The sequence below is a fragment of the Streptomyces sp. NPDC058674 genome (genome assembly GCF_042716505.1).
Classification (GTDB): Bacteria; Actinomycetota; Actinomycetes; order Streptomycetales; family Streptomycetaceae; genus Streptomyces.
The window spans coordinates 100105-115012 of sequence record NZ_JBHXSC010000009.1 but is presented as its reverse complement, the minus strand read 5'-3'; the positions used below and the strand labels follow the sequence as shown (position 1 = coordinate 115012).

The following is a 14908-nucleotide window of genomic DNA, read 5'->3' as shown; positions in this document are numbered from 1 at the left end:
CCACACGTAGAGGCACGAGAGGAGGGACACCGGGGATGAGCACGAAGGACTTCGTCGAGAAGGACTACTACAAGGTCCTCGGTGTCCCGAAGGACGCCACCGAGGCCGAGATCAAGAAGGCGTACCGGAAGCTCGCCCGCGAGTTCCACCCGGACGCCAACAAGGGCGACGCCTCGGCGGAGGAGCGCTTCAAGGAGGTCTCCGAGGCGAACGACGTCCTCGGCGACCCCAAGAAGCGCAAGGAGTACGACGAGGCCCGCGCCCTGTTCGGCAACGGGGGCTTCCGCCCCGGTCCCGGCGGGGGCGGCGGCTTCTCCAACTTCGACCTCGGCGACCTCTTCGGCGGGCAGCAGCAGGGCGCTCCGGGCGGCTTCGGCGGCGGCCTCGGTGACGTCTTCGGCGGCTTGTTCAACCGCGGCGGCGCCGGCGCGGGCGCCGGTACGGGCACCCGTGCCCAGCCGCGCCGCGGCCAGGACATCGAGTCGGAGGTCACCCTCTCCTTCACGGAGGCGGTGGACGGGGCCACGGTCCCGCTCCGGATGTCCTCCCAGTCCCCCTGCAAGGCCTGTTCGGGCACCGGCGACAAGAACGGCACCCCCCGGGTGTGCCCGACCTGCGTCGGCACCGGCCAGGTCTCGCGGGGCAGCGGCGGCGGCTTCTCGCTGACCGACCCCTGTGCGGACTGCAAGGGCCGCGGCCTGATCGCGGAGACCCCCTGCGACATCTGCAAGGGCAGCGGGCGCGCCCGCTCCTCGCGCACCATGCAGGTCCGGATTCCGGCGGGCGTCTCCGACGGCCAGCGGATCCGGCTGCGCGGCAAGGGTGCGCCGGGCGAGCGCGGAGGTCCCGGGGGTGACCTCTACGTCGTCGTGCACGTCGACTCCCACCCGGTGTTCGGCCGCAAGGACGACAACCTGACGGTCACCGTCCCGGTGACCTTCGCCGAGGCGGCCCTGGGCGCCGAGATCAAGGTCCCGACCCTGAACGGCCCCTCGGTGACGCTGAAGCTGCCGGCGGGCACCCCCGGCGGCCGGACCATGCGGGCCCGCGGCAAGGGAGCGGTCCGCAAGGACGGCACCCGCGGCGACCTGCTGGTGACGGTGGAGATCGCCGTTCCGGCAGAGCTGTCGGACAAGGCGCGCGAGGCGCTGGAGACCTACCGCGAGGCGACGGAGTCGGAAGACCCGCGCTCCGCCCTGTTCGAGTCCGCGAAGGGAGCATGAGATGGACGGCCGCCGACGACAGTCCTCCCGTCTGGGTGGGGCGTACCAGCTCACCGACGAGACCCCGGTCTACGTGATCTCGGTGGCCGCCCAGCTCTCGGGTCTGCATCCGCAGACCCTGCGGCAGTACGACCGGCTCGGCCTCGTCTCCCCGGACCGTACGGCCGGCCGCGGCCGGCGGTACTCGGCCCGCGACATCGAGCTGCTCCGCACGGTGCAGGCGCTGTCCCAGGACGAGGGCATCAACCTCGCCGGCATCAAGCGGATCATCGAGCTGGAGAACCAGGTCGCCGCGCTCCAGCAGCGCGTGGCCGAGCTCTCCGCCGCGGTGGACGGCGCGGCGGCCACGCTCCAGGCCCGCGAGGCGCAGGTGCACGCCTCGTACCGGCGCGACCTGGTCCCGTACCAGCCGCCGCGGCCCGGCAGCGCCCTGGTCGTGTGGCGTCCCACGCCCAAGCGTCCGCTGGACTGAACGGACCGCCGGACCGAACCGTCCGCGCGCGATGTGTGCGAAGGCCCCGCCCGGTCCGCCGGCGGGGCCTTCGGCGTACGGGCGCGGGCGCCGTCAGAGCCGCGGCTCCCGGGCGGGGCCCGATACCCGGCCGAGGATGCCCGACTGGGCGATGAGGTAGCCCAGTTGGGCCCGGCTGCCGCTGCCCAGGGCGGTGGCGAGCTTGGCGATGTGCGCACGGCAGGTGCGGACGTTCATGCCCAGCCGACGGGCGATGGCCTCGTCCACGTGCCCTTCGACGAGGAGCTGGGCGATGGAGCGCTGCACGCCGGAGATGCCCGAGGGCGTGGGGTCGTAGGGGATCTGCTCGTTGAGCGGGGTCGCCCGGCGCCACAGCTGCTCGAAGACGCGCACCAGATAGCGCACGAGGGCCGGGTGGCGGAGCTCCAGGGCGATCTGCTGGTCGTCGCTGGCCGGTATGAAAGCGACCGATTCGTCACAGATGATGAGCCGCTCGACCAGCTCCTCCAACGTCCGGATCTCGACCTTCCCGCTGGCCATCCGGTCGACGTAGGCCATCGTGCCGCGGCTGTGCCGGACGGTGTGCTGGTAGAGGGTGCGCATGCTGACGCCGCGTCGGATGAGCGGCTGGTCCCGCTCGATCGCCTGGTTGAGAATGTGCTCGGAACGCCCGCCGCCCGGCTGGATGGTGAGCATTTCGCCCTGGCACTCGGCGGTCGCGACGTTCAGCGCCGCGTTGATCCTGTTGAATCCCTCCAGCACGGTGATCGCGTGCGTGGGTGCGGGGGTCAGCGCGCTGATGGCCATAAATGGCTCAAATGCTTCGGTAAGCTCGATGGAAGAGCGCCTGCGTTGCAGGATCTCCCTTTCCAGCGGGTGGAGGCGTTGAGCCAATGCCACCGAGGGTGGAACCGGGCGGAGCCAGTTGTCGTCGTCCGGATCAGGGTGCAGCAGCGCGAATTCCAGCAGGCAGGGCACCTGCTCGACCTCTTCGCGGGCGATTCGACCAGAGCTGAGCGCACTTGCGTACAGCTCGGCCCCGAGGTCGCACAGGGCCGTCACCGCATGGGGATGTGTCTGGTTTATGCGCATAGTCGGCAAATCTCCCACCCCCAGGGTCCTGCATGTACAGGAACATGATGCATCGCCACGGTGGCAATGGCGTGGCTCGATCAGTCATCGTCTGAGATGCGGGGGAGAGGAATCCATCAAGTGAGGACAACGTCGACCATGTACAAGAAATTGCTTCGCTCGGTGGCTGCCATTGCTCTCTCTTCGGCTGCTGCTGTCGGTGGAATCTCGCTCGCGGACAGCGACTGGGGCAGCGCGCCTGCCGACAGTGGCTGGGGGGCCGGTCCCACCGGCTCGAGCGACAGCGGCTGGGGGGCCGTCCAGGCCGACAGCGGGTGGGGACCGTCGTCGCCCAAGGACGACAGCGGCTGGGGGAACGCGCCGACCGGTGCGCAGACCGACAGCGGCTGGGGTGTGGGTGGGAAGTCGTCGGACGCATGACCCCCGACGACCGCGGCTTCCGCCGCGAAATGGCCTCTGCCTACCGCTCCGGCTGGCAGTTCATCGATCTCGCCACGGCGATCCCGTACTCCGGGGACTCGCTGATGGTCACCTTGTTCGGTCAGCCGATCGTCGTCGTGCGCGAGGAGGACGAGGACGTACGTGCCTATCGGTGCCTGCGCCGGCCTCGTGGCGCGCCGCAGCCCGTCCGCTGCGAGGTGCGCTACGGAATGGTCTTCGTCAACCTTGATCAGCGCGACCACCAGCTCTTCGAACCCGACATCACCACCGCCACCCCCCGCAGTGCCTGAAGCGATTCCCCCGTCGTTGCAGATCGCTCAGGCGCTTCCCCCACACAACGGCGCCATCGTGGACCTGACCACGATGGCGCCGTTGTGATGTCCGCGTCCAGTGCTCGACCGGACAAGTTGAATCCCGCGCGGCTCAGGCCCGCCCCATGGCCCTGTCCAGGGTGATCTCCACGACCACCCGGTCGGGATTGGGCGAGGGCACCCGCCCGTACCGCTGCGCGTAGCGCGCCACCGCGTCGGCGACCGACGCCTCGTCCGTACGGACCACCGCGCGCCCCTCCAGGGTGGCCCAGCGGCGCCCCTCCATCTGGCAGACCGCGACCCTCGCCCCCGCCGGCTCCGCGGCGCAGGCCACCAGGATGTTGCGGACCTTCCTGCTGTGCCTGTTGCTGATCACCCGGGCCAGCCCGACCCCGGGGTCGTACGTCACGCCCACCGGCACCACGTGGGGCGATCCGTCGGGCCGGTGCGTGGTCAGCGTGCAGACGTGCCGTTCCTGCCAGAAGGCGAGGTACTCGGGCGTCGGGTTGAGTACGTCGTGGGACATGGCCCGAAGGGTACGGGCACCGGCGGCTCCGGCCGGCCGCGGCCACCCCCGGGCAGGTCCGGCCGTATCGGGGCGCCGCCCGGCCGCATCGGGGCGCGCCGGGAGTACCGCTCTCTTGCTTGAGTGGAATAGACTCAACTTTGCATACGCTGTCTCTGTCATGGTTACCCCCTGGGGAGAGGAGAAGGCGCAGTGGACGCCGAGCTGACCAACAAGAGCCGGGACGCGCTGAACGCGGCCACCAGCCGGGCCGTCAAGGACGGCCATGCCGATCTGACCCCCGCGCACCTGCTGCTGGCGCTGCTCGCCGGCGAGGACAACGAGAACGTCATCGACCTGATCGCCGCGACCGACGCGGACCAGGCGGCCGTGCGCAACGGCGCCGAGCGGGTGCTCGCGGGCCTGCCCAGCGTCACCGGCTCCACGGTCGCGCCCCCGCAGCCCACCCGCGAGCTGCTCGCCGTACTGGCCGAGGCCGACGCCGAGGCGGGCAGGCTCGGCGACGAGTACCTCTCCACCGAACACCTCCTCATCGCCGTCGCCGCCAAGGGCGGCGCGGCCGGTGAGGCACTTTCCGGCCAGGGCGCGAGCGCGAAGAAGCTGCTGGCCGCATTCGAGGACGCACGAGGAGGACGCCGGGTGACCACCCCCGATCCCGAGGGCCAGTACAAGGCCCTGGAGAAGTTCGGCACCGACTTCACGGCCGCCGCGCGCGAGGGCAAGCTCGATCCGGTGATCGGCCGAGACCAGGAGATCCGCCGCGTCGTCCAGGTGCTCTCGCGCCGTACGAAGAACAACCCGGTGCTGATCGGCGACCCCGGCGTCGGCAAGACGGCCGTCGTCGAGGGCCTGGCCCAGCGCATCGTCAAGGGCGACGTCCCCGAGTCCCTGAAGAACAAGCGGCTCGTCTCCCTGGACCTCGGGGCGATGGTCGCCGGCGCCAAGTACCGCGGCGAGTTCGAGGAGCGGCTCAAGACCGTCCTCGGCGAGATCAAGTCGAGCGACGGCCAGATCATCACCTTCATCGACGAGCTGCACACCGTCGTCGGCGCGGGCGCCGGCGGGGACTCCGCCATGGACGCGGGCAACATGCTCAAGCCCATGCTGGCCCGCGGCGAGCTGCGCATGGTCGGCGCCACCACCCTCGACGAGTACCGCGAGCGCATCGAGAAGGACCCGGCGCTGGAGCGGCGCTTCCAGCAGGTGCTGGTCGCCGAGCCGTCCGTCGAGGACACGATCGCGATCCTGCGCGGGCTCAAGGGCCGCTACGAGGCCCACCACAAGGTGGTCATCAACGACAGCGCGCTGGTCGCCGCGGCCACCCTGTCCGACCGGTACATCACCTCCCGCTTCCTCCCCGACAAGGCCATCGACCTGGTGGACGAGGCCGCGTCCCGGCTGCGCATGGAGATCGACTCCTCCCCGCTGGAGATCGACGAGCTCCAGCGCTCCGTGGACCGCCTGCGGATGGAGGAGCTGGCGCTGAAGAACGAGTCCGACCCGGCCTCCCGCGAGCGCCTCGAGAAGATCCGCAAGGACCTCGCCGACAAGGAGGAGGACCTGCGGGGCCTCACCGCCCGCTGGGAGAAGGAGAAGCAGTCCCTCAACCGCGTCGGCGAGCTCAAGGAGCGCCTGGACGACCTGCGCGGCCAGGCCGAGCGCGCCCAGCGCGACGGCGACTTCGACTCCGCCTCGAAGCTGCTCTACGGGGAGATCCCCGGCCTGGAGCGCGAGCTGGCCGAGGCCACCGAGGAGGAGGCCGAGGCGACCAAGTCGGGCACGGCCAAGGACAGCATGGTCAAGGACGAGGTCGGTCCCGACGACATCGCCGACGTGGTCGGCGCCTGGACCGGCATCCCCGCGGGCCGCCTGCTGGAGGGCGAGACGCAGAAGCTGCTGCGCATGGAGGAGGGGCTGGGCCGCCGCCTGATCGGCCAGGGCGAGGCGGTACGCGCCGTCTCCGACGCCGTGCGCCGCACCCGGGCCGGCATCGCCGACCCGGACCGCCCGACGGGCTCGTTCCTCTTCCTGGGCCCGACCGGCGTGGGCAAGACGGAGCTGGCCAAGGCCCTCGCGGACTTCCTCTTCGACGACGAGCGGGCCATGATCCGCATCGACATGTCGGAGTACGGCGAGAAGCACAGCGTGGCCCGCCTCGTCGGCGCCCCGCCCGGCTACGTCGGCTACGAGGAGGGCGGCCAGCTCACCGAGGCCGTCCGCCGCCGCCCGTACAGCGTGGTGCTGCTGGACGAGGTCGAGAAGGCCCACCCCGAGGTCTTCGACGTCCTGCTCCAGGTCCTGGACGACGGCCGCCTCACGGACGGCCAGGGCCGCACCGTTGACTTCCGCAACACGATCCTGATCCTGACCTCCAACCTGGGCAGCCAGTTCCTGATGGACCCGGCCACCCCCGTGGAGCAGAAGAAGGAGCAGGTCCTGACCGTGGTCAGGAGCTCCTTCAAGCCGGAATTCCTCAACCGGCTGGACGACCTGGTGGTCTTCTCCGCGCTGAGCGGCGACGAGCTGGCCCACATCGCCCGGCTCCAGATCGGCCGGCTGGCCGCGCGGCTGGCCGAGCGGCGCCTCACCCTGGACGTGACGCCCGGGGCGCTGGCCTGGCTGGCGGACAAGGGCAACGACCCGGCGTACGGTGCGCGGCCGCTGCGCCGCCTGATCCAGACGGCGATCGGTGACCGCCTCGCCAAGGAGATCCTCTCGGGCGAGGTCCGGGACGGGGACACCGTGCGGGTCGACGTGGCGGGGGAGGACCTGCTGGTGGGCAAGGCCCGCTGAGGTCCGCTCCCGCCCCCGGCGCGGCCCCCGTGTCCGCCCGGAGCGGATCGGGGCGCCGGGGGTGGACACGGAGTGGGCGCGATGGTGGAGGATGAAGGTATCCGCACGAAGGGAAAATCACGGTGAGCATCGACCCGGCCTCGATTCCGAACTTCGGAGGGCAGCAGCCCGATCCGCAGGCCACAGGACCGGCGGGCCCCGTCGTCCCCGACCAGGATCTGGTCAAGCAGCTGCTGGAGCAGATGGAGCTCAAGTACGTCGTCGACGACGAGGGCGACCTCGCGGCGCCGTGGGAGGAGTTCCGCACGTACTTCATGTTCCGCGGCGAGGACGAGCAGCAGGTCTTCTCCGTGCGGACCTTCTACGACCGCCCGCACAAGATCGACGAGAAGCCGCAGCTGCTCGAGTCGATCGACGACTGGAACCGCCGCACCCTGTGGCCGAAGGTCTACAGCCACACCCACGACGACGGCTCGGTCCGTCTGATCGGTGAGGCGCAGATGCTGATCGGCACCGGCGTGAGCCTGGAGCACTTCGTGTCCTCCACGGTCAGCTGGGTCCGCGCGTCCATCGAGTTCGACAAGTGGCTCGTCGAGCAGCTCGGCCTGGAGAAGGACGTCGACTCCGCCGAGGGCGACGGGGACACGAACGGCGACGACGCGTAGGCGTCGCACGTCACAGCGGTACGCGTGCCACGAGCAGCAGGTAGAGCCCGTAGCCGCAGGAGAGCCCGGCCAGCCCCGCGGTCACCACGACCGAGGTGCGCAGCCGGGCTCTCGCCATCGCGGCGGCGACCGGCAGCAGCAGCGGGAAGGCCGGGAGCAGGAAACGGGGCTTCGACTCGAAGAAGCCGGCGCCGCCGAAGGTGATCAGCAGCAGCACCCCGGTGTAGGCGAGCAGGGCCGGCGGGGTCCGGTCCAGCACCAGCAGCACCGCCAGCAGCCCCGCCGCGGCCAGCAGCACCACGGTCACTGTGGTCGCGAGCGGTACGTGCCCGCCGGTCAGCACGCGCTCCGCGGAGCGCAGCGCCCCGACGCCGAAGTCGAAGCGGGAGCCCCAGCGCCGCTGCACGGTGAAGTAGCCGCCGAGCGGGTCGTCCACCCGCATCCCGACGGCGAGGACGTACGCGGCCCAGCCCGCCGGGGCCAGCAGCCCGGCCGTCCACACCGCGGGCGACCGGGAGCCGCGCACGACGACCGCGTGCAGCGCGACGGCGCACACGGCGGCCGCGACGGCGAGCCCGGTGGGCCGGGTCAGCCCGGCGAGGACGGCGAGGCCCGCGGCCCACAGCCACCGGCCCCGCAGCAGGGCGTACAGGGCCCAGGCGGCGAGCGCGGCGAGCAGGGACTCCGTGTAGGCCATGGTCAGCACCACGGCGTGCGGCAGGGCCGCCCACAGGGCCACGAGCAGCAGCCCGGCGCGGGCCCCGGCGAGGCGCTCCCCGACCCGGTAGACGCCGAGGGCGGCGACCGCGGCCGCCGCCCAGGCGACGAAGAGCCCGGCGGCCATGAGGCCGCCGGGCAGCACCGCCGAGACGGCCCGTATCAGCACCGGGTACAGCGGGAAGAAGGCGTAGTCGCTCTGGACGGAGCCGGTGCCGGGCCACATCAGGGTGCGCCCGTAGCCGTGGCCGGCTATCCCCAGGTACCAGCCGGAGTCCCAGGACCCGCCGAGGACCTGGATGGGGTCGCGCCCCGCCCACCAGGCCCCGAGTCCGAGCACGAGGACCCCGGCGCCCCGCACGGCGGTGAACACCCCCAGCGCGAGCACGGTCGCCGGGACGGCGGAGCGGACGGCCTTGAGGGCCCGGACCTCCAGGGGCGACGCGGACACCCAGGCTCGGCCCGTTGCCATCCATCCCGACTTTCCTGAGCTTCGTGATCACGCTCATCCGACGATGAGACCTTCGGGCACTTTCCAGGCCGCCAGCTTCACACCGGCCCCGCCCACCCCGCAACCACCCGGGTGTCCCCCGGCCTACAGCCGCCGCAACCGCGCCGCCGCCTCCCGGAGCACCTCGGTCTTCTTGCAGAACGCCCAGCGGACCTGGGTGGCTCCGGCGGACGTGTCGTCGTAGAAGACCTGGTTGGGGATGGCGACCACCCCGCAGCGCTCGGGCAGGGCGCGGCAGAAGGCGAGGCCGTCCTTCTCGCCGAGAGGGGTGATGTCGGTGGTGATGAAGTAGGTGCCCTGCGGGCGGAAGACCCGGAAGCCGGCCGCTGTCAGACCGTCGGCGAGGATGTCGCGCTTGGCCGCCAGGTCGGTGCGCAAGCCGTCGTAGTAGGAGTCCGGGAGGGCGAGGGCCTCGGCGATCGCGTACTGGAAGGGGCCGGACGCGACGTAGGTGAGGAACTGCTTGGCGGTCCGGACCGCGGACACCAGCTCCGGCGGGCCGGTGACCCAGCCGACCTTCCAGCCGGTGAACGAGAACGTCTTGCCGGCCGAGGAGATGGAGACCGTGCGCCCGCGCATGCCGGGCAGGCCGGCCAGGGGCGTGTGGGCGCCCTCGAAGACCAGGTGCTCGTACACCTCGTCCGTGACGACGAGGAGGTCGCGCTCGACCGCGAGCTCGGCGACCGCGGCCAGTTCGGCGGGCCCCAGCACCGTGCCCGTCGGATTGTGCGGGGTGTTGAGCAGGATCAGGCGCGTGCGCGCGGTGACCGCCGCGCGCAGCTCGTCCGGGTCCAGGGCGAAGGCGCCGGCGTGCGGGCGCAGGGTGACCGGGACGCGGACCGCGCCGGCCATCGCGATGCAGGCCGCGTACGAGTCGTAGAACGGCTCCAGCGCGATGACCTCGTCACCCGGTTCCAGGAGGGCGAGGAGGGCGGCCGCGATGGCCTCGGTGGCGCCCGCCGTGACCAGGACCTCGGTGTCGGGGTCGTAGGAGAGCCCGTAGAAGCGCTGCTGGTGCGCGGCGACCGCGGTGCGCAGCTCCGGGACGCCGGGGCCGGGCGGGTACTGGTTGCCGCGGCCCGCGAGGACCGCGCGGGAGGCCGCCTCGGCGATCTCGGCCGGCCCGTCGGTGTCGGGGAAGCCCTGGCCGAGGTTGATCGACCCGGTGCGGGTGGCGAGCGCCGACATCTCCGCGAAGATCGTGGTGCCGAAGGGTGCCAGCCGGCGGTTCAGGAACGGGCGGTTGCTGCTCACGGATGCGGTCATGGGCGCCATCCTGCGGGGAACCTCTGGACTTGCTCAAGTGTGCTTTGGCCCGCTCGGCCGGGGGGCATTCCCCTGTCACACGGGACGCGGGGATCCCGTCCCCCCGGGAGACCGGGGCGTGAGAGAGGGGGCGGGCTTCATGTTCGTCTTCGTTGTGATCGTTCTGGTGCTGGTCATCGCCTTCGTCGTGACCGTGGCGGTCCGCTCCTTCAGGAGCGGCTACTCGTCCGCGGGCGACCACGGCGGCGGCGGGGGCCGCCGCAGCACCAGCTGGTGGGCGGGCGGGACCGCTTCCTCCGGTTCGAGCACGAGCGCGTGTTCGAGCGGATCGTCCTCCTGTGGATCCTCCTCGTCCTGCGGCGGATCGTCGTCGTCCTGCGGCGGCGGGGGGTGCGGTTCCAGCTGACACGGGGCAGCCGGCATCGCACGGGCGGGGCGTCCGACGGTCTGGAATCCGTCGGGCGCCCTCCTGTCCGCGCATGCACGGCGACGCGCGGGACGCAACCCGTTGAACACGTGAACTGCGAGGCCCCCGGGGGGATGTAACCCCCTCCAAGTTGGGTAAAAGCGCTGTGAGTGCCGTGCCTTTCATGATTCCCTCGGTTGAGTAGACCAGTCCTCGGACCTCCCTGGACTTCCTGTGGACCCGTGCCGGTGTCCCCCCACCCGTTGACTACCGCTGGCGGGCCCCGGCCCCTCTCCCTCGCGCGTTTGCGGAGCCGACTCATGCTCACGACCCTCCAGACCTCCTATACCGACACGCGTGCCGCCGATCTCGCCTGGGCCCTGGGTCGGGACCGGCTGCCCGCCCTGGCCGTACTGAATCTCGAACTGGATGGCGCAAAGGTGGAGTTGCGCCTGCTGGGAGCCTCCCATCAGGTACTTCTCGAGGAGGGCGAGGTGCTCTGCTCGGAGACCGTCGCCTGCATGCCGGGCAGCAGCACGCCGCTGCCGCTCGGCGTGGCCAAGCGGGTGGGCGACTGGGAGTACGAGTTCGCCGCGCGGGTCGAGACCCTGTCCCGCGGCTCCTTCGCGGGCCGTGCCCAGGAACTGCTGGAGCTGGTCTCCGACCACCCGAACGGACTAGCGGGCACCTTCCCGGGCAGTCCGCACGCCTTCACCGCCCTGCTCGCGCAGCGCCACGAGGGCCAGGTGCGCTGGCGCACCTGGCACGCCTACCCGCAGGAGGGCCAGCTGGTCGCCACCCGGACCCGGGTGGGCGTGCGGACGGGCGCCGCGGCGGCCGTCCTGGCGGACTCGGTGCTGCTCTAGGCCGTCCGGGCGCGGACGGGGTGGACCGGTTGCGCCAACTGGCCCAACCGGCACGCCACTTACACCCATGTGGGTGACAGGGTGCGCGTGGGCCGTAACGTACGGTTCGCTTCATGATCGACCGTTCCGTCCCCCGCCGGGTGCTCCCGGCTCCGGAGCCGCGGGGCGCGGAGTCCGTCCCGGCCGCCCTGCCCGTACGGCCCCGGACCGGCCGACTCCTCGTCCTGGCCACCGTGTTCGTCTGCGCCGCCTGCGGGCTCGTGTACGAACTGGAGCTGCTCGCCCTCGGGTCCTACCTGATCGGCGATTCCGTCACCCAGGCGTCGGTCGTGCTGTCCGTCATGGTCTTCGCCATGGGCGTCGGCTCCCTGCTCGCCAAGCGGCTCCGGCACCGCCCCGCCTTCGGCTTCGGGGCGATCGAGGCCGGGCTCGCCCTGCTCGGCGGGCTCTCCGCCATGGCGCTGTACGCGAGCTTCGCCTGGCTGGGCCAGTCGCAGACCGCGCTCGTCGCCTTCGCCTTCGCCATCGGGGTGCTGATCGGTGCGGAGATCCCCCTGCTCATGGTGCTCATCCAGCGCATCCGCAGACAGGACGCGGGCGGGGCCGTCGCCGACCTCTTCGCCGCCGACTACGTGGGCGCCCTGGTCGGCGGCCTCGCCTTCCCGTTCCTGCTGCTCCCGCTCGTCGGCCAGCTCACCGGAGCCCTGGTCACGGGCACCGTCAACGTCATCGCCGGCGGCGGGATCGTGCTGTGGCTGTTCCGGCACGACCTGAGCCGGCGCTGCCGCTGGCTGCTGATCGCCGTCAACGTGGGCGTCCTGGCCGTGCTCGGCTGCGCGACCGTCCTCGCCGACGACTTCGAGCGGGTGGCCCGGCGCGCCGTCTACGGCGGCGAAGTGCGCGTCGCCGTCCAGACCGAGGTGCAGGAACTGGTGCTCACCGGACCCCGGACCGGCTCCCCCCGCTCCCTCGACCTGTACCTCGACGGGCGGTTGCGGGTCAGCGGCTACGACGAGTACCGCTACCACGAGGCCCTCGTGCACCCGGCCATGACCGGCCCCCACGGCCGCGTACTGGTCCTCGGCGGCGGTGACGGGCTGGCCGCGCGCGAGGTGCTGCGCTACCCCGACGTCGCCACCGTCACCGTCGTCGAGCTCGATCCCGGCGTGGTCCGCCTGGCCCGCACCGATCCGATGCTCTCCGCGCTCAACGCCGGGGCGTACGAGGACCCGCGGCTGGGCGTGGTCCACCAGGACGCCTTCCGCTGGCTGCGCGGTCCGGCCGCCCGGGACCGGTACGACGTCATCGTCTCCGACCTCCCCGACCCGGGCATCACCCCCAGTACGAAGCTGTACTCGCAGGAGTTCTACGGGCTGGCCGCGCGCGCCCTGCGCCCCGGGGGCCGGCTCGCCGTGCACGCCGGTTCGCTGGCCGGCCGGCCGCGGTCGTTCTGGACCGTGGAGTCCACCCTGCGCGCGGCCGGCCTGCGGACCGCCCCCTACAGCGCGGGCGGGCGCCTGTCGGGCTTCCCCGCGGGGCCCGACCGGAGCCCGCGGGGCGCCGCCGAGGCGCCGCCGCAGGACTGGGGCTTCCTCCTGGCCGCCCGCGACCAGGTGCCCCCGCTGCGGGTGGACCGCGACACGCCGGGCCTGCGCGCGCTGTCGACGGGTTCCCTCCAGGACGCCGCACGCGACGCGGAACGGACCCGGATGGCGGGACTCCCGCCGTCGACCCTGCCGCACCCGCGGTATTCGTGACCCGGTGCGGTCTCGTCGGTAGGCTCGACCGCATGGAGCATCAGGTGTTCGTTCCGGTCCCGGCAGAAGACCTCCGCGCCGTACTGCGCGACCCCGGCCGGGTCGCCCGGTGCGTCCCGGGACTCCAACAGGACGCCGATTCCCGGTCCGGGCCGCTCTCGGGCCGGCTGAAGGTCCGGGTGGGCGGGCACACCGTGACCTACCGGGGAGCCCTGACCGTCGTGGAACGGGACCCGGACCACTACCGCGTCGCCGGTGAGGGCGTGGAGGTGCGGGGGCAGGGGACCGTGACGTTCTCCCTCGCGCTCCGGCTGTCCCCGGTGGACGGCGGTACCCGGCTGGACCTCGGCGCGGAGGGCGCCGCCGACGGGCGGGCCGCGGCCTTCGCCCCGGAGGCCGCCGCCACCGCCGTGCGGCGGCTGCTGGACCGGGCCGCCGAGCAGCTGGGCTCCGCGGCGGCGGGCGCGCGGGGCGCCGAGGGCGTGCCGGGTGCGCCGGGTGTCGGGAACGTGCCGGGTGTCGGGGGCGGTGCCGCCGCTGCGGCGGGGCCCGGGTCCGGGGGAGCCGACCGGCCGGCGGCCGGAGCGGCCGGTGCCGGTGCGGACCCCGACCCCGATCCCGACGCCGGCACCGCCGACGAATCGGACGACTCTGACCCCGTCGCCGAGGGGGAGCGCGTCGAGGGCGCCGAAGGCGTCGGAGACGGCGCGGAGGACGTCACCGAGGTCACCGCGTCCGTGTTCGAGACCGAGGTCCCGGCGCCGTCCCTCGACCCGTTCCTGGCGGGCCGGCCGGAGGACCCGGAGGGGAGCCCCCGGCCCCCGGCCGAGGCCGCCCACGCCCGCCGCACGATGATCGGCCGCAGCGCCGAGGAGGTGGACCACGCGCCACCGCGCGGCCGGTACGCCCCCGTCCCCGCACCCGCCGCCACCACGGCCGGCGACAACCTGCGCTGGCTGGCCCCGGCCGCCGCCCTCGCCGTGGCCTCGGCGGTGGTGCTCGGCCGGGCCCTGCGCCGCCGCCGCTGACCACCCTCCGTCCGCATTAGGGTCGGCAGCATGAGTACGCAACTGAGCGCCGGCGGCGCCGAGGTGACCGTCGACCAGGAGAACGGCTGCCGGATCAGCAGCCTGCGCATCGACGGGACGGAACTGCTGCGCCAGGGCCCGCACTACGGGGCCTTCCCCATGGTGCCGTGGTGCGGGCGGACCGCGAACGGCCGGTTCGTGGACGGTGCGGCCGTGCACCAGCTGCCGGTCAACCACCCCCCGCACGCCATCCACGGCTTCGGCCGCGACGCCGCCTGGCGCCCGGCCCGTACCGGTCCCGCGGACGCCGTCTTCACGTACGACCTCGCCGACCCGTGGCCGTACCCCGGCCGGGTCACCCAGATCGTCGAGCTGTCCGAGGCCGCGCTGACGCTGACCATGGGCGTCGAGACGTACGGGGACTCCTTCCCGGCCCAGGCGGGCTGGCACCCGTGGTTCCACCGCAACCTGGGGACCGGGCAGGACGTGCACGTCGACTTCACGGCCGGGTGGCAGGAGGAGCGCGGCGCCGACCACCTCCCCACCGGCAAGCGGATCGACCCGCGGCCCGGCCCCTGGGACGACTGCTTCGGCATGCCCGACGGGGTGGACGTCACCCTCACCTGGCCGGGCGCGCTGGAGCTGAGGATCACCAGCCGGGCCGAATGGGTGGTCGTCTACGACGAGGAGGCCGAGGCCGTCTGCGTGGAGCCGCAGTCCGGCCCGCCGAACGGGCTCAACACGCTGCCCCGCCTGGTCACGCCCGTGGACCCGCTGGAGATCTCCACCACGTGGACCTGGCGGTGGCTGCCGTAGAGCCGAATTAAGCTCAGG

At 72.6% G+C, this 14908-nt stretch carries 14 protein-coding genes; 9 read left to right on the top strand and 5 right to left on the bottom strand.

The genetic code is table 11. The features are described from left to right. The first annotated feature begins 35 nt into the window (after positions 1 to 35). A complete protein-coding gene (gene dnaJ, locus ACFWU6_RS07680; protein ID WP_383799950.1) occupies positions 36 to 1223 on the top strand; it encodes a molecular chaperone DnaJ in 1188 nt (395 codons plus the stop codon). Between the two features lies 1 nt (position 1224). Next, positions 1225 to 1695 carry a heat shock protein transcriptional repressor HspR gene (locus ACFWU6_RS07675; protein ID WP_383799947.1) on the top strand — a complete coding sequence of 157 codons (471 nt, stop codon included), beginning with the start codon at positions 1225 to 1227 and terminating at the stop codon, positions 1693 to 1695. Between the two features lie 93 nt (positions 1696 to 1788). Here the strand turns inward: ACFWU6_RS07675 and ACFWU6_RS07670 are convergent, their stop codons facing one another. Beyond that, positions 1789 to 2787 carry a helix-turn-helix transcriptional regulator gene (locus ACFWU6_RS07670; RefSeq protein ID WP_383799944.1) on the bottom strand — a complete coding sequence of 333 codons (999 nt, stop codon included), beginning with the start codon at positions 2785 to 2787 and terminating at the stop codon, positions 1789 to 1791. Positions 2788 to 3203: 416 nt separating this feature from the next. Between ACFWU6_RS07670 and ACFWU6_RS07665 the strand changes: the two genes are divergently transcribed. After that, positions 3204 to 3518, top strand: a complete 315-nt coding sequence (locus tag ACFWU6_RS07665) for a (2Fe-2S)-binding protein (protein ID WP_351275361.1) — start codon at positions 3204 to 3206, stop codon at positions 3516 to 3518. Between the two features lie 133 nt (positions 3519 to 3651). Here the strand turns inward: ACFWU6_RS07665 and ACFWU6_RS07660 are convergent, their stop codons facing one another. Beyond that, positions 3652 to 4065, bottom strand: a complete 414-nt coding sequence (locus ACFWU6_RS07660) for a pyridoxamine 5'-phosphate oxidase family protein (RefSeq protein ID WP_383979244.1) — start codon at positions 4063 to 4065, stop codon at positions 3652 to 3654. Between the two features lie 192 nt (positions 4066 to 4257). Here ACFWU6_RS07660 and clpB point away from each other — a divergent pair, with 192 nt between their 5' ends. Then, on the top strand, positions 4258 to 6858 hold the full coding sequence (gene clpB / locus ACFWU6_RS07655) for an ATP-dependent chaperone ClpB (RefSeq protein WP_383979241.1): 2601 nt from the start codon (positions 4258 to 4260) through the stop codon (positions 6856 to 6858). Positions 6859 to 6980: 122 nt separating this feature from the next. Next, the gene (locus tag ACFWU6_RS07650; protein WP_383799935.1) at positions 6981 to 7523 is read left to right on the top strand and encodes a YbjN domain-containing protein; all 543 of its coding nucleotides are present in this window, start codon (positions 6981 to 6983) and stop codon (positions 7521 to 7523) included. A gap of 10 nt (positions 7524 to 7533) precedes the next feature. On the opposite strand, the gene ACFWU6_RS07645 is transcribed toward ACFWU6_RS07650, so the two are convergent. The 3 genes from ACFWU6_RS07645 to ACFWU6_RS07635 form a co-directional block, all read right to left on the bottom strand. Continuing rightward, positions 7534 to 8712, bottom strand: coding sequence for a hypothetical protein (locus ACFWU6_RS07645; RefSeq protein ID WP_383979237.1), 1179 nt, complete (start codon positions 8710 to 8712; stop codon positions 7534 to 7536). A gap of 123 nt (positions 8713 to 8835) precedes the next feature. Continuing rightward, complete coding sequence (locus ACFWU6_RS07640; protein ID WP_383979234.1) at positions 8836 to 10017, bottom strand: pyridoxal phosphate-dependent aminotransferase; 1182 nt, start codon at positions 10015 to 10017, stop codon at positions 8836 to 8838. A 219-nt stretch (positions 10018 to 10236) separates the two neighbouring features. Next, complete coding sequence (locus ACFWU6_RS07635) at positions 10237 to 10440, bottom strand: hypothetical protein (RefSeq protein WP_383799927.1); 204 nt, start codon at positions 10438 to 10440, stop codon at positions 10237 to 10239. Between the two features lie 303 nt (positions 10441 to 10743). Here ACFWU6_RS07635 and ACFWU6_RS07630 point away from each other — a divergent pair, with 303 nt between their 5' ends. From ACFWU6_RS07630 to ACFWU6_RS07615, 4 genes are all read left to right on the top strand, one after another. Continuing rightward, complete coding sequence (locus ACFWU6_RS07630; RefSeq protein WP_383979232.1) at positions 10744 to 11289, top strand: DUF2617 family protein; 546 nt, start codon at positions 10744 to 10746, stop codon at positions 11287 to 11289. Between the two features lie 113 nt (positions 11290 to 11402). Further along, the gene (locus ACFWU6_RS07625; RefSeq protein ID WP_383979229.1) at positions 11403 to 13046 is read left to right on the top strand and encodes a polyamine aminopropyltransferase; all 1644 of its coding nucleotides are present in this window, start codon (positions 11403 to 11405) and stop codon (positions 13044 to 13046) included. A gap of 32 nt (positions 13047 to 13078) precedes the next feature. Next, entirely contained in the window at positions 13079 to 14074 is a 996-nt protein-coding gene (locus tag ACFWU6_RS07620) for an SRPBCC family protein (RefSeq protein ID WP_383979226.1), read from the top strand. A gap of 30 nt (positions 14075 to 14104) precedes the next feature. Then, positions 14105 to 14890: an aldose 1-epimerase gene (locus ACFWU6_RS07615; RefSeq protein WP_383979223.1), complete on the top strand. Its 786-nt coding sequence runs from the start codon at positions 14105 to 14107 to the stop codon at positions 14888 to 14890. Positions 14891 to 14908 lie beyond the last annotated feature (18 nt).

Coding starts and splice junctions, on each gene's coding strand:
- ACFWU6_RS07620 (WP_383979226.1), top strand. CDS start 13,079: ATGGAGCATCAGGTGTTCGTTCCGGTCCCGGCAGAAGACCTCCGCGCC.
- ACFWU6_RS07670 (WP_383799944.1), bottom strand. CDS start 2,787: ATGCGCATAAACCAGACACATCCCCATGCGGTGACGGCCCTGTGCGAC.
- ACFWU6_RS07640 (WP_383979234.1), bottom strand. CDS start 10,017: ATGACCGCATCCGTGAGCAGCAACCGCCCGTTCCTGAACCGCCGGCTG.
- ACFWU6_RS07645 (WP_383979237.1), bottom strand. CDS start 8,712: ATGGCAACGGGCCGAGCCTGGGTGTCCGCGTCGCCCCTGGAGGTCCGG.
- dnaJ (WP_383799950.1), top strand. CDS start 36: ATGAGCACGAAGGACTTCGTCGAGAAGGACTACTACAAGGTCCTCGGT.
- ACFWU6_RS07630 (WP_383979232.1), top strand. CDS start 10,744: ATGCTCACGACCCTCCAGACCTCCTATACCGACACGCGTGCCGCCGAT.
- ACFWU6_RS07675 (WP_383799947.1), top strand. CDS start 1,225: ATGGACGGCCGCCGACGACAGTCCTCCCGTCTGGGTGGGGCGTACCAG.
- ACFWU6_RS07615 (WP_383979223.1), top strand. CDS start 14,105: ATGAGTACGCAACTGAGCGCCGGCGGCGCCGAGGTGACCGTCGACCAG.
- ACFWU6_RS07665 (WP_351275361.1), top strand. CDS start 3,204: ATGACCCCCGACGACCGCGGCTTCCGCCGCGAAATGGCCTCTGCCTAC.
- ACFWU6_RS07635 (WP_383799927.1), bottom strand. CDS start 10,440: ATGCCGGCTGCCCCGTGTCAGCTGGAACCGCACCCCCCGCCGCCGCAG.
- ACFWU6_RS07660 (WP_383979244.1), bottom strand. CDS start 4,065: ATGTCCCACGACGTACTCAACCCGACGCCCGAGTACCTCGCCTTCTGG.
- ACFWU6_RS07625 (WP_383979229.1), top strand. CDS start 11,403: ATGATCGACCGTTCCGTCCCCCGCCGGGTGCTCCCGGCTCCGGAGCCG.